Below are 17924 nucleotides of genomic sequence, written 5' to 3' on the forward strand. Positions count from 1 at the left end.
TTCTCCTAATAGTCAATTGTTATGCCTCCTCTATTTATACGTTATTATGAAAAGTTAGAGATTCTGATACGAAGATAATTAAGGAATGAATTGAATATGCATATTATCTTTTTAAGAGAATTACTTATTCAAAATATATTACAAAAATCAGCAGTATTATTTTATGGGGTTCTGAAACATTCGTAAATGTAATCATATTTTTGTAAATATCTTGATGACCTGTATATAAAGTGTAACACGGTTAAAAATATTATGTTGCTTGTTACGATTAAATATAGATCTATAATTTTACATAGTGAGTAGAGTTTTTAAAAGGTATTATTTTTCTTTAAATAGGAGTATTTTCTTCAATTTCTTAAATTTAAATTTTGAGAATGAACAATTAAAGTAGCAATACAATCTTTCGTAAATATTCAGAAAAATAATTGACATCAGGAAATTATTGCTATAAAATCAACGGTAATTACATAGTCTTATCAAGAAAAGGTGGAGGGACAGGCCCTATGAAACCTTGGCAACAGCCGCATAGCGGAATTGTGCCAAATCCTGCAGGTAATAAGCCCTGAGAGATAAGAAAGAGACTTTAGAGCGTGTTTTTAAACTGCTTCTTTCTTGTTAGGGAAAGAAGCAGTTTTTTTATTTTCTATAAAAGAAAGGAGAATGAGAGATGGGAGAATCATGGGGAAAAGGAACCATTTGTGTGCAAGGTGGCTATACACCGGAGAATGGTGAACCGCGTGTTTTACCGCTCTATCAAAGTACGACGTACAAATACGATACGTCCGATGATTTAGCGGCACTCTTTAATTTAGAAGCAGAAGGCTATATTTATACGCGTATTGGGAATCCGACACTAGCAGCATTTGAACAAAAATTAACAGAGTTAGAAGGTGGTGTTGGAGCTGTTGCAACAGCTTCTGGTCAAGCGGCTATTATGCTTGCTGTTCTAAATATTTGTAGCAGTGGTGACCATTTACTTTGTTCTTCAACCGTTTATGGGGGAACATTTAACTTATTTGGGGTAAGTCTACGTAAATTAGGGATTGAGGTTACATTCTTTAATCCAAGCTTATCTTCTGATGAAATTGTGGCACTTGCCAATCATAAAACAAAGCTTATTTATGCAGAGTCACTGGGGAATCCAGCGATGAATGTTCTGGATTTTAAAGAGTTTTCAGCTGCTGCGAAACAGTTAGAAGTACCATTTATTGTTGATAACACATTAGCAACACCGTATTTATGCCAAGCGTTTGAACATGGAGCAAATATTGTAGTGCATTCTACAACAAAATATATTGATGGTCACGCAAGCTCATTAGGCGGGATTGTCATTGACGGAGGAAACTTTGATTGGGCAAATGGAAAATACCCTGAGTTTGTCGAACCGGATCCAAGTTATCATGGTGTAAGTTATGTGCAGAAATTTGGGAAGGCAGCATATATTGTGAAAGCTCGTGTTCAATTATTAAGAGACTATGGAAACTGTATGAGCCCATTCAATGCGTATATTAGCAACATCGGTTTAGAAACTTTGCATTTACGAATGGAGCGTCATAGTGAAAGTGCTCTTGCAGTTGCGAAGTGGCTTGCTAGCCATGAACGTATTGAATGGGTAAATTATCCGGGTTTAGAAAGTAATGAGAATTATCAGCTAGTACAAAAGTACTTAGCAAAAGGAGCGAGTGGCGTTTTAACATTCGGCATTAAAGGAGGATTAGAATCTGCGAAAGAGTTCATTGCAAATGTGAAACTGGCAACGCTTGTGACGCACGTAGCAGATGCAAGAACATGTGTGATTCATCCTGCTAGTACAACGCACAGACAGTTAACTGAAGAAGAACAGCGTTTAGCAGGTGTTACATCTGATTTAATTCGCTTATCAGTCGGTATAGAAGATGTTTCTGATATTATTGCGGATTTAGAGGAAGCATTAGTTGGAGGCAAAGCACATGCCGATCATTGTTGATAAGGATTTACCGGCTCGTAAAGTATTGCAAAAAGAAAATATTTTTGTGATGACAAAAGAACGAGCTGAAACGCAAGATATACGTGCTTTAAAAATTGCAATTTTAAACCTAATGCCAACAAAGCAGGAAACAGAAGCGCAATTGCTCAGGTTACTTGGTAATACACCACTTCAATTAGATCTGCATTTGCTCCATATGGAGTCTCATATATCTCGTAATGTAGCGCAAGATCATTTAACAAGTTTTTATAAAACATTTCGTGATATTGAGGGAGAAAAGTTTGATGGTCTCATTATTACAGGAGCTCCAGTTGAAACACTTTCTTTTGAAGATGTAGATTATTGGGAAGAACTTGGGCGTATTATGGAATATTCAAAAACAAATGTAACATCTACATTGCATATTTGTTGGGGCGCACAAGCAGGCCTGTATTATCACTATGGAATTCCGAAATATCCGCTTGAAGAAAAGATGTTTGGTGTATTTGAACATGAAGTGCGAGAACAGCACGTGAAATTGTTACAAGGATTCGATGAGATCTTCTTTGCACCACATTCACGTCATACGGAAGTACGCGCATCTGATATTGAAAAGGTACGAGAGTTGACGTTACTAGCAACATCAGAAGAAGCAGGTGTCCACCTTGTTATGGGGCAAGATGGAAAGCATATTTTTGTTCTTGGTCATAGCGAATATAGCTGCGATACCTTAAAAAAAGAATATGAACGCGATAAACAAAGAGGGTTAGATATTAAGATTCCGAAAAACTATTTTAAACATAATAATCCATCTGAAAAGCCACTCATAAGATGGCGGGGTCATGGAAACTTATTATTTTCAAATTGGTTAAATTATTATGTGTATCAGGAAACCCCTTATATTTTATAAGATGATCATTATATAACACGTGGCAACGCTTTCTTAGTAGGAATCATTTTATATTTTTCTAAATGTTCAAAATACATTGTTTTTCAGAATTTTAACTTATATAATGGCATCTAAATACAATTTTTTAGAGGGGTGGACAGTATTATGAATGAAATTCAAGTGGGTTTATTAGGCCTTGGAACAGTTGGCAGCGGTGTGGTTCGTATTATTACGGATCATCAAGATCGTCTTATACACCAAGTAGGTTGCCCAGTGAAAATAACAAAAGTATTAGTACAAAATATTGAAAAAGAGAGAGAGGTCCAAGTACCCTCTACCCTATTAACGAAAAATGCAAATGAAATTATAGATAATCCTGATATTGATGTTGTCATTGAAGTGATGGGCGGCATCGAGGAAGCGAAAGCATATATTTTACAAGCCCTAAAAAATGGTAAACATGTTGTTACTGCTAATAAAGATTTAATGGCATTGCATGGGGCTGAACTTTTGACAGTAGCAAAGGCAAATCAAGCCGATTTATTTTACGAGGCAAGCGTAGCTGGAGGGATTCCAATTCTGCGCAGCATTGTAGAAGGGCTTTCCTCGGATCTTATTACGAAAGTGATGGGAATCGTGAACGGAACAACAAACTTTATTCTGACAAAAATGTCTGACGAAGGGAGAGCATATGACGACGTGTTAAAAGAAGCGCAACAGCTTGGATTTGCAGAGGCAGATCCAACATCAGACGTAGAAGGTTTAGATGCAGCAAGGAAAATGACGATTTTAGCTACTCTTGGTTTTTCTACAAATGTAGAGCTTGGAGATGTAAAGGTGAAAGGGATTACTTCTATTACGGCGGAAGATATTGCATATAGTAAAAGCCTAGGATATACAATTAAATTAATCGGACTCGCGAAGCGTGATGGTGAAAAGTTAGAGGTAACGGTTGAGCCAACATTACTTCCTAATACACACCCTCTTGCAGCTGTTCAAAATGAATATAACGCAGTATATGTGTATGGTGAAGCGGTAGGAGAAACAATGTTTTATGGACCTGGCGCAGGAAGTTTACCGACAGCGACAGCGGTTGTTTCTGACCTAGTTGCAGTAATGCAAAATGTACGCCTTGGTGTAACTGGAAATAGCGCAGTTTCTCCGCAGTACGAGAAGGTATTAAAGGCGTCTGATGAAATTTTTGTGAAAAAGTTTTTACGTCTACATGTAAAAGATGAAATTGGTGTGTTTGCAAAAATTACATCCCTATTCTCTGAACGAGGTGTTAGCTTTGAAAAAATTATTCAAATGCCACTTGGAGAGAAGGGGAAAGCTGAGATTGTTATCGTAACGCACCGTGCATCACTTGCAGACTATGAATATATCTTACATACACTTAGGTCATACGAAGAAGTAGATTGTGTGAAAGCAAACTATCGAATCGAAGGAGATGCTAAGTAATGTGGAAAGGTCTGCTTGCTGAGTATAAGGAGTTTTTACCTATTACGGAAAAGACACCATCCTTAACATTGCATGAAGGCAATACACCACTTGTTTTACTAGAAAACCTTTCAAAGCGGTGGGGTGTAACAATTTACGGAAAAATAGAAGGAGCAAATCCGACCGGATCTTTTAAAGATCGCGGCATGGTAATGGCGGTAGCAAAGGCAAAAGAGGCGGGAAGCGGAGCGATCATTTGTGCTTCTACAGGTAATACGTCTGCATCTGCAGCAGCATATGCAGCTAGGGCTGGGCTATCCTGTATTGTTATCATTCCAAATGGTAAGATTGCATACGGAAAGTTAGCGCAAGCCGTCATGTACGGAGCAGAAATTATAAGCATTGATGGGAATTTCGATCATGCTTTGCAAATTGTACGTAAGCTTAGTGGTTCATCGCCAATTACACTTGTGAATTCTGTTAACCCATATCGAATTGAAGGGCAAAAAACAGCCGCGTTTGAGATTTGTGATGTTCTTGGAAAAGCGCCGGATATTCTAGCAATTCCAGTCGGTAATGCAGGCAATATTACAGCCTATTGGAAAGGTTTCAAAGAGTATCATGAAAGACTAGGTACGGGTTTGCCAAAGATGCACGGTTTTGAAGCGGAAGGAGCAGCAGCGATTGTGCGTGGGCATAAGGTTGAAGAGCCAGAAACAATCGCAACAGCGATTCGAATTGGAAATCCAGCAAGTTGGAAGCAAGCCGCACTCGCTGCGGAACATTCTCAAGGTAAAATTGATGAAGTAACAGATGCAGAAATTCTTGAAGCATATAAATGTTTAGCGAAATATGAAGGAATCTTTGCTGAGCCTGCTTCATGCGCTTCTCTTGCTGGTATTTATAAACAAGTAAAAAGCGGGGAAATTGCAAAGGGAAGTCAAATTGTAGCCATATTAACAGGTAACGGTTTGAAAGATCCTAATATTGCTCTTGATACGGAGAAAATTCAGCCCGTTGTGTTACCAAATGATGAGAGAGTTGTCTTTGATTATATTCAAGGAGCGGTCTTTCAGTGAAATAGATGAAAAAAAGCCTATTGTAGCGTTATTCGCTCAATAGGCTTTTTGTATGTGGAGAATTTTTGTTCCAATTTGAATAAACGCTTGAATAATCCAGCCTGTTGTAAAGGAAAGAATAATTGTTCCAAAGTAAATAGGTCCATCTAACAAGAAACTGAGTGTCAAAAATACTAAGGCTAATGAAATTTCTGTTCTGCGAAATGTCCACTTTTTCTTTTCAGACATGGTTAAGACGAATGCTTCCTGTGGTGCAGCACAAAGCTGTGTTGATACATAAATCCCAATTCCAGCGCCAACAAATAGATTTCCGCATATAAGTGTTATATATTTTGGAAGAGAGCGAATTGAATCCATAATGAAAGTAATAGAACCAATCCAATCAACAAAAACAGAAATAAGAACCATAGTAACAATTGTTCCAATTGTAATATGTTTTTTATTTAGAAAGAGCACAATAAGTGTAAAAGCAAAGTTAATCATAAAAATCCAAAAGCCAATACTTATTCCGAAGTTTTGATATAGTGCAATAAAGAATGAATCATAAGGACTAAGGCCAAAAGAAGTGATGGTTGTCATCATATTGATTCCGAGAGAGAGAATGAGTAAGCCACCAATAAAAAATATATAGTCTAGTTTAAAGCGTATCATATGTTTCAAATCCTTTCTAAACGTGTTTGCTAAGAAAGGATATATTGTGGAAAGCTTACCAGGTCAATAGAAAATTTTTAAATAAGATTTATTGATAATGAGAGAAGGGGGAAGAAAATAAGATGACAAATATAAAAAAGATTGCTGAAATTGCTGGTGTGTCAGTATCAACGGTTTCACGCGTATTAAATAATCATCCGTATGTAAGTGATAAAAAGAGGCAGGAAATTTTAGCAATCATTGAAGAGCTAAATTACACTCAAAATGTAAATGCAATTCATTTAGTAAAAGGAAAGACGAATGTGATAGGGGTTATTTTGCCGCATGTAAACGATCAATATTACAGTGCAATTATTGAGGGGATTTCTAAAGAAACGGCTAAAAAAAATTATAATATGATGCTCTGCCAGACGAACTATAGTGCAAAAAAAGAACTGGAAACTTTACATATGTTAAAAATGAAGAAACTTGATGGTGTAATTATATGTTCGAGAATGAATGATTGTAAAACGATAGAAGAATATACAAAGTTTGGGCCGATTGTGACTTGCGAAGAAATAGAATCACAGTCTATTTCTAGTGTACACATCGATCAATATAAGGTGTTTTCACAAGGAATGAAATACGTAATAGGAAATGGACATACTCGTATTGGATATTGTATTGGCAGAAGTAATAGTGTAAATAGTCAAAAGCGAAAGCAAGCATATTGTGAAGCATTGCAGAAGATTTCTATGAAGCCTCGAGAGGAATGGGAGTTTTCAGAGCGTTTTACAGTAGAGGATGGCCGTGAAGTGATAAGAGCGTGGATCGACATGTCTGTGAAACCAACTGCATTTCTCGTTTCTTGTAATCCAATCGCAGCAGGGATGGTAACGGAAGCGAAAAAACATGGAATTCGTATTCCTGAAGATCTTTCGATTATTGGATGCGATGATCAAGAGGTGGCTGATATATTAGGAATTACAACAATTGCGCACTCAAGTAAAGCAGTTGGTACGAAAGCTTTTGAAATGTTATATGAGAAGATAGAGGATGAAAAAATAGATGTGAAGAACATTGAACTTTTGCCGCAATTAACTCTTCGTGAAACCACATAATATACATGAATACAGAATAAAAACGACATGAAATTTTTTAGGAAGAAGAGAGTATAAGATCATGCATAGAAGTGGTCAGTGCCTTTTTTTAGCCCATGCCAAGTGAAAACAAAAAGAGACAGAGTGCAGATCTCCTTTTGTTTTCATGGCCACGAATTATATGTCGGAAAATCAATAGGGATATATGTAGAAGAGATGAAAATCGCTTTTCAAATGGGCGTTTGGTATAATATGGACAATCTACGAGGCTAAAAGGGGTTTTGACATGAGATCCAAATTAGTAAAAGGAATTTTACTCATTACAATTGCATCTTTTTGTTTATTTGCATATGGCTTTATTTCGGGGGTTAATGATGTATTAAATTCGAAAGCTTCAAATTTAACTATGAAGACAGGGCAAAAACAAGTAGAGGGGAAAAAACATCCTGGAACATTACAAGTTGTCAGTTTAGGCGATTCTTTAACACGCGGCGTTGGAGATAAAGAAGGAATTGGCTATGTGGGCCGAGTGAAAGAAAGTTTGCAGAAGGATTACAAACAAAAAGTTGCGTTAACGAATTTAGCTGTTAGTGGCGCAAAAATGCCGGATTTGTTGAAACAAATAGAAAGCAGCGGTGCTCAGTATTCCATTAAACAGGCAGATTTAATTGTTTTAACTATTGGAGGAAATGATTTATTTCCAGGCTGGGAATCACTTGAGAAGATAGACATAGAGACATACCGTCCTGATACGCAAACGTTTCAAAATCAGGCGAAGCAAATTTTAGCCGAAATTCGAAAACTAAATTCAGATAGCCCGATTTTCTGGCTCGGTTTATACAATCCTTTTGAGGATGTAGAGGATTTAAAAGGTTCTTCATCCATTGTTATAGATTGGAATGCATCTTTAGAGAAATTAACAATAGATAATAAAAATGTATATATAACGCCAACGTTTGATCTGTTTCAAAACCGAGGGAAAGAATTATTATACTCAGATCATTTCCATCCAAACGAAACAGGATACTCATACATGGCAACTCGTTTACTACAAAATGTTGTAAATAAGCTGCAGTTAGATGGAGGAGAGGCGAAATGACGATAATACTTTCGGTGCGGGATGTAAAAAAGGTAATTGGGAAAAAGACGCTTGTAGAGAACATATCGTTTGATGTGAACCAAGGAGAAGTGTTTGGATTTTTAGGTCCAAATGGGGCAGGGAAAACAACAACAATTCGGATGTTAGTTGGTCTTATTAAAGCGACTGAAGGTACGATTACTATTGGTGGGTATAATATTAAAGAGAATTTTCGAGAAGCAATGCGACAAATTGGGAGTATCGTTGAAAATCCAGAACTTTATACATACTTAACTGGATGGGAAAATTTAAAGCAATTTGCACGTATGCTGGGCGGTATATCGGATAAACGTATTTTAGAAATTGCGAAGATGGTTCATTTAGACGAACGTATTCACGATAAAGTGAAAACGTATTCTCTTGGTATGAAGCAACGCCTTGGAATCGCTCAGGCCCTTCTTGGAAATCCGAGACTCCTCATATTAGATGAACCGACGAATGGCCTAGATCCAGCTGGTATAAGGGAACTGAGAGAGTTTATACATACGCTTGTGAAAGAAGAAAATATGAGTGTTTTCATTTCGAGCCACTTACTAAGTGAGGTACAAATGATATGTGATCGTGTTGCTATTATTCATAAAGGAAAAGTGATTACAGTTGCACCTATTGAAGAGTTGATTAAAACTGCGAGCGATCGTGTGGAATGGATTGTCACTCCGATTTCAAAGGCGAAGAGCATATTAGAGGGAGCAAAGGAAGTAAGTGAAATTAGTGTAGATAACGATCGTTTATTATGCCGAATGGATATTGCAACAATTAGTGTTTGGAATAAACGCTTTGTAGAAAGCGGAATAGATGTACATAGCGTGAAGGAGCTTGTATTTACACTAGAAGATTTATTTATTGAACTCACAAGGAGTGAGCAACATGCGTGAATTTGCGAACCTTGTTTTAAATGAATCAGAAAAAATTTATCGAAAGAAACGTATTTTTGTTGTCGTGCTCATATTGGCGATCTTAATTCCTTTGTTTGTTTATGCACAGTACCGTGAAGTGCAGACAACGCAAAAGCGCCTTGGTACGAGTGATTGGAAAGTAGCACTTCAGCAGCAAATTGTTGATTCGCAAAATCGTTTAAATAATTCTAGATTACCAGAAGAATGGCGGGATTGGCTGAAGGTAAGGGTAGAGCAGCAACAATATTATCTAGATCATGATATTAATCCGACCGCACCAGGAGCACCAACGTTTGTACGGGCATTCATTGAACAAGGAATTACATTGTTTATTCCGCTGCTTGTAATGATTGTTGCAATTGACATTGTATCGGGAGAACGAAGTGAAGGAACAATGAAAATGCTTCTAACGCGTCCGATCCGACGCTTTAAAATCCTTCTCAGTAAATATGTGACGATGTTATTATTTATCTCGCTTATATTGCTCTTGGTGGGGATTTTTTCTTATGCATTATCAGGTATTGTTTTCGGATATGCCGGGTGGAGTTTACCGATCTTGACAGGATTTGGTATTGATAAAGAAACATTGAATACAAATTTTGTCCATCTTATTCCGCAGTGGCAGTATATTTTAATGGCATATGGATTAGCGTGGTTCGTTGCAATTGTTGTGGGAACAATATCTTTTATGGTTTCTGTATTAATTCGTAATACACCAGCTGGTATGGGGGTCATGCTGGCAGCATTAATTGCAGGTGGTATCTTAAATTCATTTGCAACGTCTTGGGAAGGCGCAAAGTACATTTTTAGCGTGAATTTATCACTGACAGATTACTTATCAGGGAAGTTACCAGCATTGCAAGGTCTATCGATGAGCTTTTCATTAATGAATTTAACAGTTTGGGCTGTAGCTTCTCTGATTATTTCATTTGTTGTATTTACGAAGCAAGATATGATCAATTAAGTGAATAGGAAGTGAAGAGATGGAACATATTTTAAAGAATGATTGGGAGTCTTTACTTGCACCCGAATTTGAGAAACCATATTATCAAAAACTAAGACAGTTTCTAAAAGAAGAGTATAGTACCCATGTAATATACCCGAATACTAATGATATTTTTAATGCATTGCACTATACAAGTTATGCGGATACGAAGGTTGTCATTTTAGGACAAGATCCATATCATGGACCAAATCAGGCGCACGGGTTAAGCTTTTCTGTACAACCAGGTGTAAGAACACCGCCATCATTGCAAAATATGTACAAAGAATTGCATGCAGACCTTGGTTGCGATATTCCGAATAACGGTTATTTAGTGAAATGGGCAGAGCAAGGTGTGTTGTTACTTAACGCAGTGTTAACTGTCAGACAAGGAGAAGCGAACTCACATAAAGGAAAAGGATGGGAGCATTTCACAGATCGTGTTATTGAACTTTTAAATGAACGTGAAAAACCGGTGATTTTTATATTATGGGGACGACATGCACAAGCGAAGAAAAAACTGATTACAAACTCAAATCATCATATTATTGAATCTGTACATCCAAGTCCTTTATCAGCAAGAAGAGGTTTCTTTGGTAGTAAGCCGTTCTCAAAAGTAAATAACTTTTTATCTAGCATGGGCGAAAAGGGGATTGATTGGCAAATTCCGGATCTGTAAAAAGAAAAGTAGCTAACATCTCAGCTGTTAGCTACTTTTTTTATTGTTGTTCGTTTTTTAATTTTGCATCTAGTACGAATGTACCAAATGGGATAACAGATGCAACTAAAGCACCTAGAGCCCATGAGATAGACTTACGATGTATAATTGTTACTTGAATCACTGCAAAGATGAATAATATAAATAGAACGCCGTGAGCCATACCTGTGATTTTCACGGCCGCTGCAAACCCCGCGAAATATTTTAACGGCATTGCTACGAATAATAGTAGTAGAAAGGAAATCCCCTCGACTAATCCAATTGCTCTTAATCTTCCGATTGGTGTAGATAACATGAAATTGCCTCCTTAAAAATGTGTGCTTGTATATAGTAAATTTATATTCTTTTTCAAAATAAAATCACCTATTTTGTTCCATTATATCTGAAAACAAAGTTTACACTACGGTAATGTTGCAAAGTTCGAAATATCTTCACAAAGCTACTTATATTTTAATAAAAACCCATTTGAAGTATTTGACTTCAAATGGGTTTTGTGAATGGATGTATATTAAACAAGAACTTCTGTTTTTAGTACAAATTTCTCTACAACTTTAGCAACGCCGTCATTCATGTTTGTGTCTGTTACGTAGTTTGCAATTTCTTTAATATCATCTGGAGCATTTCCCATCGCAACACCAAGGCCAGCGAACTCAATCATTGCTTGATCGTTGTAGCTATCACCCATTGCGATTACTTCTTCACGCTTAATACCAAGCTTTTGAATTAATTGATTTAGGCTTGTGCCTTTTGTTACACCAGCTTCTGTGAATTCTAAGAAGTATGGTTTTGATCGCATTACGCTTAGTTTTCCTTCTAATTGTTTTTGAAGTTTCTTCTCTACTTCTACAAGACGTTCAGCCTCTTTGTTCATTAATACTTTTACAACAGGTTCTTGTACAGCAGTGATAAAACTGTCTACTTCAATAATTGGCATGCCTGTAAGGTTTCCTTCAATTTCTGTATATGGATTATTTTCTTCCGTTACAATATCATCACCCATGTACGTATGAATCCAAACATCTTCTTCTTTACTAATTTCATATAAGTTGTGAACGATTTCAGGAGATAGTGTACTGCTGAACAATTCTTCATCCGTTTCGCAATTAATAATTTTTGCGCCGTTAAATGATAGGATGAAGCTACCGTATTCTTCTAAACGAAGTTCCTTGGCAATATGGCGCATACCAAATGTCGGACGGCCAGAAGCAAGTACAACTTTTACCCCTTGTTCTTGAGCGGTCATTAGGGCCTGTTTTGTACGTTCTGAAATCGTATGGTCATCACGTAATAAAGTATCATCTAAATCTAAAACAATCATTTTATAAGACATATAGAAAATTCCTTTCTTTATTGAAGTATTACTAGAAATCAGTTCTAGTAACATGATGAGGAAAAATAGTAAGACATCGAACCTCTTTAAAGGTGGTGAAGTGGATTACCATATTGTTAATATATATTATCATGGGCATATTGCCCATGATAATTCTATTCTATCGTAACAACTCTGAAAGTAGAGTGCAATAATGGAAGTTTTCCAATTTACGATGGTTGTTCTTCCTTTGAACGGGAAAATAAAACTTCAAGTAAAATAGCCATGACAGAACCAAGTACAAGACCGTTGCTTAAGAAGGATGCTAGAAATGGCGGGAGACTCGAAAATGCTTGCGGTGGGACAAACATAACGCCAATGCCCGTAAAGAGTGAAAGCCCAGCGACGCGGAATAATCGCTCTTTATTTTGTACAGTATCATATTCCCGGAAGGCAAGACCAATCATACTTGCAAATACAGGATAAATGGCAGCATAACCAACAGCGACAGGAATAGCTGCAAAGAATGCAGTAATCTTTGGAAATATGCTAATTATGATAATAAAACTTGATCCTAAAATGAAAGGTAGCCGTTTATAAATATTCGTCGTTGCAATAAACCCAGCTGAACCTGAAATAGCGACCGGTCCAATTGCTGAGAAAAGACCACCTAGCAATTGATTTATTCCTGTTATGATACCGGCATGTTTAAATCGATTTTGAATTGCACCTTCTTCATATTTAGAGACAACCCTTTGTACAACACGAATGCTTGCTAACATGTTTGTTAAAAGTAAAAGTGTTACAAAGACAACGGTAATTGCCATATTCCATTCAATGCGGGGTGGTCCAAAAACGAATAGAGATGGCAGATGAATGATATCCGTCACGGGTGTAATTGGGTTGGATAAACCGAAACATGCAAATAAGGTCCAACCAAGGATAATGCTGAAAAGAACGGAGTATTGTCCAATAATAGGTAGCTTCATAATGAAAAAAGATAGTAAAATAACAATGAGTGAAAGAATAAATACGTTTGCTTGTACTTCAGTATGTTGTCCATCAAGACCGAACATTCCTTTTAAGAAGGAGCCACTCAGCTGAGCAACAAGAAGGAATAAATATGTCCCAATAACTGTTGGTGTAAAATAACGAACAAGCTTATCGATAAGTCCAAAAACACTAAGGATAATACAGATAATACCACTTAACAAAAATGCATATTGCAAGACGCGGAGTGTTTCATTATTTGATCCAAATAATACGACACCTAAACTCGCGTAAAGTGAGAAAATTCCCCACCAAAGACCAGCGGGTCCTTCCTGAATAGGTAGTCTATGACCAAATATGGATTGTAGGAGGCCAGCAAATCCAAGAACAAATAACGTTCGCTGTACAAAAGCAATAGCCTCAGCACCTTCAAGTCCATAACTGGCAGCGACACTAATTGGTACAATAAGGCTCCCAGCTAAGATAAATAAGGCCCACTGCAGGGCAGAAAAAAATGTTTTCATTTTATCAACCTCTTTCACAGATTCCGTTTCTAGTATATACGTATTTTGTTTCCTATGGCAAAGGTTGTAGATAGAGAAAAGAGTTGAAGAAGAATATGAATGCAAGAAGACAACTATGGATTGCAGTTATATGTATGTGTTTTGTTGTAATCCTTGGGACAATTGGATTTATGATAATAGAAGAGATTAGTTTATTCCAAGCTTTTTGGATGACAATGATTACAGTACTGACGGTTGGATATGGAGATGCAGTTCCATTGACACAGGCAGGGAAGATCTTTGCGCTTCTTATTATTCCTGTTGGGGTAGGGATTGTTACATATGCAATTGGGGTAGTAGCAGCAATGATTATTGAGGGGAATTTATTTCATGCAGTGCGGAGGAAGAAAATGGACAAACAAATAGCGGAGTTACAAGATCATGTTATCGTATGTGGTTGTGGTAGAGTAGGACTTCAAGTTGTACGCGAATTACAGGGAAAGAAGATCCCATTTGTTGTTGTTGATAAAGAGGAATCTGTACTAGAGAAAGAAAAGCTTTTATATGTGCATGGTGATGCGACTGAAGAACAGGTGTTACATCAGGCAGGGATTACGAGAGCGGCTGGTTTAGTGGCAATTGTTGCGAATGATGCTGAAAATGTATTCATTACATTAACAGCGAGAGGGCTAAATAGTACGATTAAAATTGTGGCTAGAGCTGAAAAACCAGAAACGGAAGGGAAATTACGGCGTGCTGGTGCTAGTAAAGTGATTAATCCATCTAGTATGGCTGGAATTCATATTGCAAAAGGAATCGCAAATCCATTAACGGTTCATTACATTGATACGGTGCTTTATGGAACTGAACAGGCTTTTGCAATAGAAGAAGTTGAAATTGGTGAGAGGTCTCTTTTAATTGGAAAAACGTTGATAGAAAGCAATGTAAGAAAGCAATTTGATGTTACAATTTTAGCGATTTTACGGGGTGGAAATATTATTCATAATCCAACAGGGCAGGAAAAACTACAAGAACATGATATGATAATAGTATTTGGTCCAGTAGAGAAGCTGGGACAATTTGAGAAAGAACTACAAAGTACGAGGTGACAAGGAATGCAAGTATCTAGCGATAAGATTTTAAATAAAATGGCAAATGAAATTGCGAAAGCAAAAAGTAGTGAAGGACAGAAATCGAAAGAACATCTTTTAGTTGTTCGTGCTTTATGTGATTTATTATTAGATGAACAGGTTGAAACTTCTGCATATGTGGAGCCAAAACTACAATCACAAGTTATAACATCGCATCAGATGACGATGGCTCAACAGCAGGTTGCACCTATTTCTTCGGGAGAACCTGTATATATGAAAGAAGCTGATGCAAACGGTAATTCTTTATTTGATTTTTAAAGGCTAAATTGTTGGCTTATATGTGAAAATTTCTTATCATAAATATAAAAAGGGGAATTCCAATGAAAATTTTCTTCTTATTAGGTTGTATTGCAGCTGGACTATCTGTAGCATTAGGCGCTCTCGGGGCACATTTTTTAGAAAATAAGATTTCCGCAAAAATGTTAGAGGTTTGGAAAACAGGTGTTACATATCAAATGTTTCATGCTGGGGGCTTATTCGTTGTTGCATTATTAATGGATAAGATCCAATCTTCCCTATTAAGTACAGCAGGTTGGTTTATGGTGGCTGGAATTATTATGTTCTCAGGAAGCTTGTATGCATTAAGTACGACAGGCATTAAGTTTTTTGGTCCGATTACCCCTCTTGGTGGGATAGCCTTTATTATTGGTTGGATTTTAGTAGGAACTGCAGTTTTAAAGGGTTTATAAAACACAACAAAAGCTGGCATTTGCCAGCTTTTGTTTTTATCTTGGAGCATAAGTTGCAGGTTGGCTAGGTAAATACGTAATTTCTCCAGGGAATTCTACATAATCTAAGTAAATCATAAGGAGTAAGTATCGTTTTCCAGATTTCGGGTCACTGATGACAATGTGATCACGTCCAGCTGCTTCAATAATCCCTGTATAAGATTGCGTGCCAAGTGAACTACCGCGCTCATATGTCATAACAATAGTTGCAGGTTTTCCTTTGTTTAAGCGGAGGATGTTTTCAATATACGATTGCTCTAGTGGGAGCATACCTTGGGATGCTGCAAGTTGTGCTTGTGTGGCCTGTTGTTGCATTGCCTGTTGTTGCGCCGCTTGCTGTTGCGGCGTCATTTGTTGTTGAGGTTGCATATATCCCCCTGAAGGTTGATAGAAACCTGTTCCATAGTATGGATTTTGTTGCTGTGCCATTCAAAAATCCCTCCTTATTTTCATTCCTCAATATACCCCTGGACAGTCCTCACCGGATGGTTGAAAGAAGCAATGTCTTTTAAATCGTCCAGAATTTTGTTGATTGTACCAAGTTGGTGGACAAGCACCTTCGGGCCTAAAGAACCATAAAGCAAAATTTGCAGGCCAAAAACGTTGTCCTTGAATTGTACGCCTTGCAAGGGCAATGTCCTGTTCACGTGCGCGTTGATAAAAATAACCTTTCTGAGTTGCTTCAAAACCACCAGGACTTTGAAAAACCATTTGTTGTAAATTACGTATGTTTTTAAAGTCTAAACAATTCCCTCGAACGCGGTTTACACCAACGTTTCCAACCATCAACATGCCTTGTTGACCTTCTCCTTCGGCTTCGGCACGCATGAGTCTAGCTAATAATTTTACATGTTCTTCTGTATAGTTGATAACGCCCATTATGTTTCACCCCTCTTTTTGAAATGCACTTGAGAAAGAGGTTTATTTCTAGATGAAGTGTGGAACAATTACTAGTTCATACGTATGAGGAAAAGGGCTCAGATATGACAACCAAACAAAGTTTTAGGGGGAGTAATTTTTAGTGTTAGAGGGAGAAATGCAATAAAAAAAGCTAGCAATGCTAGCTTTTTATTATCAAAATAATTTTGACCACATATTTGAGAAGAAGTCACCGATTGATCGCATTGTTAAAACGAACCAATTTGCTTTTTCTACTTCCTCTGTTGTTTTTGCAGTGATTTTCATTTTCTTGTTTCCGTCTAAAAATCCATGTTGATCAGTTGATTCTAAAATGAGTGAACCTACTTTTTCACCTTTTTTGATTGGTGCAACTAATTTTCCATCTTCGGCAAGTGACTTATCTGCCTCAGTAGAAATTTGATAAGGTGGTTTACTTCCTTTTTTTGTGATTACCGTTATCTCTTTTTCAGGTGTCACAGTTACATTATCTTCTTTTCCTTTTATAACAGAAATTGTATTGTTTTTATCTATTTTTAATTTCTGTTTTTCAAAGTTATTAAAACCATAATCAATTAACGCACGAGATTCTGTAAAACGTTCATCCATTGATTTTGTTTTAATAATAACGGAGATAAGACGTAAGTCACTGCGTTTTGCAGTAATTGTAAACCCATACCCGGCTGTATCTGAACTTCCTGTCTTTAAACCATCTGTTCCTTCGTAAGCAAAAGCGGCACCTGGTAGCATCCAGTTCCAGTTTTCCATGCGAATTGGTTTTGGATGGTTATCCGGGAAGTTTCTAAATCTTTGTTTTGTATCTTCTAACATTTCTGGATACTTTGTAATAATTGTTTTTGATAGAATACCCATGTCACGAGCTGATAAGGAATTCTCTCCATTCGGATCTGTTCCTTCGGGACGTTTTCCTTTTAAATCAGCATTATTTAATCCAGTAGCATTTACAAATTTATATTTCTTTAACCCTAGTTTTTTTGCATGTTCATTTGCAAGATTTAAGAAGTTTTTTTCACTTCCTGCAAGCAGTTCAGCTAGCGCAATGCTAGATCCATTTGCAGAGAAGATAACAATAGAATGATACAATTCTTTAACTGTATATTGTCGGCCTTTTTCGAAAGGAACGTTGGAGAAATCATTATTACGGGAAATTTCATAAGCGTAATCAGAGATGTTTACTTTTGTATCCCAAGTGATTTTTCCTTCTTTAATAGCTTCTAAAACGGAGTAAATAACCATAAGTTTTGACATGCTAGCAACAGCTAGTAATTCATCGGGGTTTTGTTCGTGCAGTATTTTGCCTGTATCTGCATCAAAAAGAATAGCAGCGGCAGCTTCTATGTGTATTTTCTCTTCTGCATGGGAGGTTGTTACTCCTAAGGAAGAAAACGACAATAGAAACACTAGTAAAATAGATGAAATTTTCCTCATATACATTATCACCTTCGCATCGTTATTGGCATATAGCCCGTATTATTTTATCATAATTTTTAATATAACAATGTTATGAT

19 protein-coding genes and 1 riboswitch are annotated in these 17924 nt (G+C 36.9%); of the genes, 12 read left to right on the forward strand and 7 right to left on the reverse strand.

Going from position 1 to position 17924, the window contains the following annotated elements; genetic code table 11:
- Positions 1-470 precede the first annotated feature (470 nt).
- A riboswitch (SAM riboswitch) is annotated at positions 471-576 on the forward strand.
- Positions 577-667: 91 nt separating this feature from the next.
- From CN288_RS20005 to thrC, 4 genes are all read left to right on the forward strand, one after another.
- Entirely contained in the window at positions 668-1966 is a 1299-nt protein-coding gene (locus tag CN288_RS20005; RefSeq protein ID WP_090692724.1) for a bifunctional O-acetylhomoserine aminocarboxypropyltransferase/cysteine synthase, read from the forward strand.
- Positions 1950-2855 carry a homoserine O-acetyltransferase MetA gene (gene metA / locus CN288_RS20010; protein WP_098302953.1) on the forward strand — a complete coding sequence of 302 codons (906 nt, stop codon included), beginning with the start codon at positions 1950-1952 and terminating at the stop codon, positions 2853-2855. The genes CN288_RS20005 and metA overlap by 17 nt, the downstream gene beginning before the upstream one ends.
- A gap of 144 nt (positions 2856-2999) precedes the next feature.
- Entirely contained in the window at positions 3000-4295 is a 1296-nt protein-coding gene (locus tag CN288_RS20015; RefSeq protein ID WP_098302954.1) for a homoserine dehydrogenase, read from the forward strand.
- The gene (gene thrC / locus CN288_RS20020; protein WP_026592096.1) at positions 4295-5353 is read left to right on the forward strand and encodes a threonine synthase; all 1059 of its coding nucleotides are present in this window, start codon (positions 4295-4297) and stop codon (positions 5351-5353) included. Before CN288_RS20015 ends, thrC begins: the two co-directional genes overlap by 1 nt.
- Positions 5354-5389: 36 nt before the next feature.
- On the opposite strand, the gene CN288_RS20025 is transcribed toward thrC, so the two are convergent.
- Positions 5390-6004 carry a YczE/YyaS/YitT family protein gene (locus CN288_RS20025; RefSeq protein WP_090692718.1) on the reverse strand — a complete coding sequence of 205 codons (615 nt, stop codon included), beginning with the start codon at positions 6002-6004 and terminating at the stop codon, positions 5390-5392.
- Positions 6005-6126: 122 nt separating this feature from the next.
- Here CN288_RS20025 and CN288_RS20030 point away from each other — a divergent pair, with 122 nt between their 5' ends.
- From CN288_RS20030 to CN288_RS20050, 5 genes are all read left to right on the forward strand, one after another.
- Entirely contained in the window at positions 6127-7104 is a 978-nt protein-coding gene (locus CN288_RS20030) for a LacI family DNA-binding transcriptional regulator (protein ID WP_026592094.1), read from the forward strand.
- 265 nt (positions 7105-7369) lie between these two features.
- Positions 7370-8182 (forward strand): SGNH/GDSL hydrolase family protein, encoded by an 813-nt coding sequence (locus CN288_RS20035; RefSeq protein ID WP_098302955.1) that lies wholly within the window; start codon positions 7370-7372, stop codon positions 8180-8182.
- Positions 8179-9096 (forward strand): ABC transporter ATP-binding protein, encoded by a 918-nt coding sequence (locus tag CN288_RS20040; RefSeq protein ID WP_026592092.1) that lies wholly within the window; start codon positions 8179-8181, stop codon positions 9094-9096. Before CN288_RS20035 ends, CN288_RS20040 begins: the two co-directional genes overlap by 4 nt.
- Complete coding sequence (locus CN288_RS20045; protein ID WP_090692705.1) at positions 9089-10081, forward strand: ABC transporter permease subunit; 993 nt, start codon at positions 9089-9091, stop codon at positions 10079-10081. Before CN288_RS20040 ends, CN288_RS20045 begins: the two co-directional genes overlap by 8 nt.
- A 19-nt stretch (positions 10082-10100) precedes the next feature.
- Positions 10101-10778: a uracil-DNA glycosylase gene (locus tag CN288_RS20050; protein WP_026592090.1), complete on the forward strand. Its 678-nt coding sequence runs from the start codon at positions 10101-10103 to the stop codon at positions 10776-10778.
- A 40-nt stretch (positions 10779-10818) separates the two neighbouring features.
- Here CN288_RS20050 and CN288_RS20055 read toward each other — a convergent pair whose 3' ends face one another.
- From CN288_RS20055 to CN288_RS20065, 3 genes are all read right to left on the reverse strand, one after another.
- Entirely contained in the window at positions 10819-11112 is a 294-nt protein-coding gene (locus tag CN288_RS20055; RefSeq protein WP_026592089.1) for a DUF3817 domain-containing protein, read from the reverse strand.
- A 213-nt stretch (positions 11113-11325) separates the two neighbouring features.
- Positions 11326-12147 (reverse strand): Cof-type HAD-IIB family hydrolase, encoded by an 822-nt coding sequence (locus tag CN288_RS20060; RefSeq protein ID WP_090692839.1) that lies wholly within the window; start codon positions 12145-12147, stop codon positions 11326-11328.
- Between the two features lie 209 nt (positions 12148-12356).
- Positions 12357-13640: a purine/pyrimidine permease gene (locus CN288_RS20065; RefSeq protein ID WP_026592087.1), complete on the reverse strand. Its 1284-nt coding sequence runs from the start codon at positions 13638-13640 to the stop codon at positions 12357-12359.
- A 95-nt stretch (positions 13641-13735) separates the two neighbouring features.
- Between CN288_RS20065 and CN288_RS20070 the strand changes: the two genes are divergently transcribed.
- The 3 genes from CN288_RS20070 (at position 13736) to CN288_RS20080 (ending at position 15459) form a co-directional block, all read left to right on the forward strand.
- On the forward strand, positions 13736-14728 hold the full coding sequence (locus CN288_RS20070; RefSeq protein WP_026592086.1) for a potassium channel family protein: 993 nt from the start codon (positions 13736-13738) through the stop codon (positions 14726-14728).
- Positions 14729-14734: 6 nt separating this feature from the next.
- The gene (locus CN288_RS20075) at positions 14735-15028 is read left to right on the forward strand and encodes a YwdI family protein (protein ID WP_026592085.1); all 294 of its coding nucleotides are present in this window, start codon (positions 14735-14737) and stop codon (positions 15026-15028) included.
- Positions 15029-15090: 62 nt separating this feature from the next.
- Positions 15091-15459, forward strand: coding sequence for a DUF423 domain-containing protein (locus tag CN288_RS20080; RefSeq protein WP_026592084.1), 369 nt, complete (start codon positions 15091-15093; stop codon positions 15457-15459).
- A gap of 36 nt (positions 15460-15495) precedes the next feature.
- Here the strand turns inward: CN288_RS20080 and gerQ are convergent, their stop codons facing one another.
- From gerQ to CN288_RS20095, 3 genes are all read right to left on the reverse strand, one after another.
- On the reverse strand, positions 15496-15927 hold the full coding sequence (gerQ, locus tag CN288_RS20085) for a spore coat protein GerQ (RefSeq protein ID WP_026592083.1): 432 nt from the start codon (positions 15925-15927) through the stop codon (positions 15496-15498).
- Between the two features lie 27 nt (positions 15928-15954).
- Entirely contained in the window at positions 15955-16377 is a 423-nt protein-coding gene (locus CN288_RS20090; protein WP_026592082.1) for a cell wall hydrolase, read from the reverse strand.
- A 195-nt stretch (positions 16378-16572) separates the two neighbouring features.
- Positions 16573-17850: a serine hydrolase gene (locus CN288_RS20095; RefSeq protein WP_026592081.1), complete on the reverse strand. Its 1278-nt coding sequence runs from the start codon at positions 17848-17850 to the stop codon at positions 16573-16575.
- Between the last annotated feature and the right edge of the window lie 74 nt (positions 17851-17924).

Origin of the sequence: Bacillus sp. AFS023182 (assembly GCF_002560575.1) — a bacterium.
Lineage (GTDB): Bacteria > Bacillota > Bacilli > Bacillales > Bacillaceae_G > Bacillus_A > Bacillus_A arachidis.

Bases quoted from the DNA above. Each gene is read 5' to 3' on its own strand.
- CN288_RS20060 (WP_090692839.1), bottom strand. From the start codon at position 12,147: ATGTCTTATAAAATGATTGTTTTAGATTTAGATGATACTTTATTACGT.
- CN288_RS20040 (WP_026592092.1), top strand. From the start codon at position 8,179: ATGACGATAATACTTTCGGTGCGGGATGTAAAAAAGGTAATTGGGAAA.
- CN288_RS20055 (WP_026592089.1), bottom strand. From the start codon at position 11,112: ATGTTATCTACACCAATCGGAAGATTAAGAGCAATTGGATTAGTCGAG.
- gerQ (WP_026592083.1), bottom strand. From the start codon at position 15,927: ATGGCACAGCAACAAAATCCATACTATGGAACAGGTTTCTATCAACCT.
- CN288_RS20080 (WP_026592084.1), top strand. From the start codon at position 15,091: ATGAAAATTTTCTTCTTATTAGGTTGTATTGCAGCTGGACTATCTGTA.
- CN288_RS20005 (WP_090692724.1), top strand. From the start codon at position 668: ATGGGAGAATCATGGGGAAAAGGAACCATTTGTGTGCAAGGTGGCTAT.
- thrC (WP_026592096.1), top strand. From the start codon at position 4,295: ATGTGGAAAGGTCTGCTTGCTGAGTATAAGGAGTTTTTACCTATTACG.
- CN288_RS20075 (WP_026592085.1), top strand. From the start codon at position 14,735: ATGCAAGTATCTAGCGATAAGATTTTAAATAAAATGGCAAATGAAATT.
- CN288_RS20015 (WP_098302954.1), top strand. From the start codon at position 3,000: ATGAATGAAATTCAAGTGGGTTTATTAGGCCTTGGAACAGTTGGCAGC.
- CN288_RS20070 (WP_026592086.1), top strand. From the start codon at position 13,736: ATGAATGCAAGAAGACAACTATGGATTGCAGTTATATGTATGTGTTTT.
- CN288_RS20095 (WP_026592081.1), bottom strand. From the start codon at position 17,850: ATGTATATGAGGAAAATTTCATCTATTTTACTAGTGTTTCTATTGTCG.
- CN288_RS20030 (WP_026592094.1), top strand. From the start codon at position 6,127: ATGACAAATATAAAAAAGATTGCTGAAATTGCTGGTGTGTCAGTATCA.
- metA (WP_098302953.1), top strand. From the start codon at position 1,950: ATGCCGATCATTGTTGATAAGGATTTACCGGCTCGTAAAGTATTGCAA.
- CN288_RS20090 (WP_026592082.1), bottom strand. From the start codon at position 16,377: ATGGGCGTTATCAACTATACAGAAGAACATGTAAAATTATTAGCTAGA.
- CN288_RS20050 (WP_026592090.1), top strand. From the start codon at position 10,101: ATGGAACATATTTTAAAGAATGATTGGGAGTCTTTACTTGCACCCGAA.
- CN288_RS20065 (WP_026592087.1), bottom strand. From the start codon at position 13,640: ATGAAAACATTTTTTTCTGCCCTGCAGTGGGCCTTATTTATCTTAGCT.
- CN288_RS20035 (WP_098302955.1), top strand. From the start codon at position 7,370: ATGAGATCCAAATTAGTAAAAGGAATTTTACTCATTACAATTGCATCT.
- CN288_RS20045 (WP_090692705.1), top strand. From the start codon at position 9,089: ATGCGTGAATTTGCGAACCTTGTTTTAAATGAATCAGAAAAAATTTAT.
- CN288_RS20025 (WP_090692718.1), bottom strand. From the start codon at position 6,004: ATGATACGCTTTAAACTAGACTATATATTTTTTATTGGTGGCTTACTC.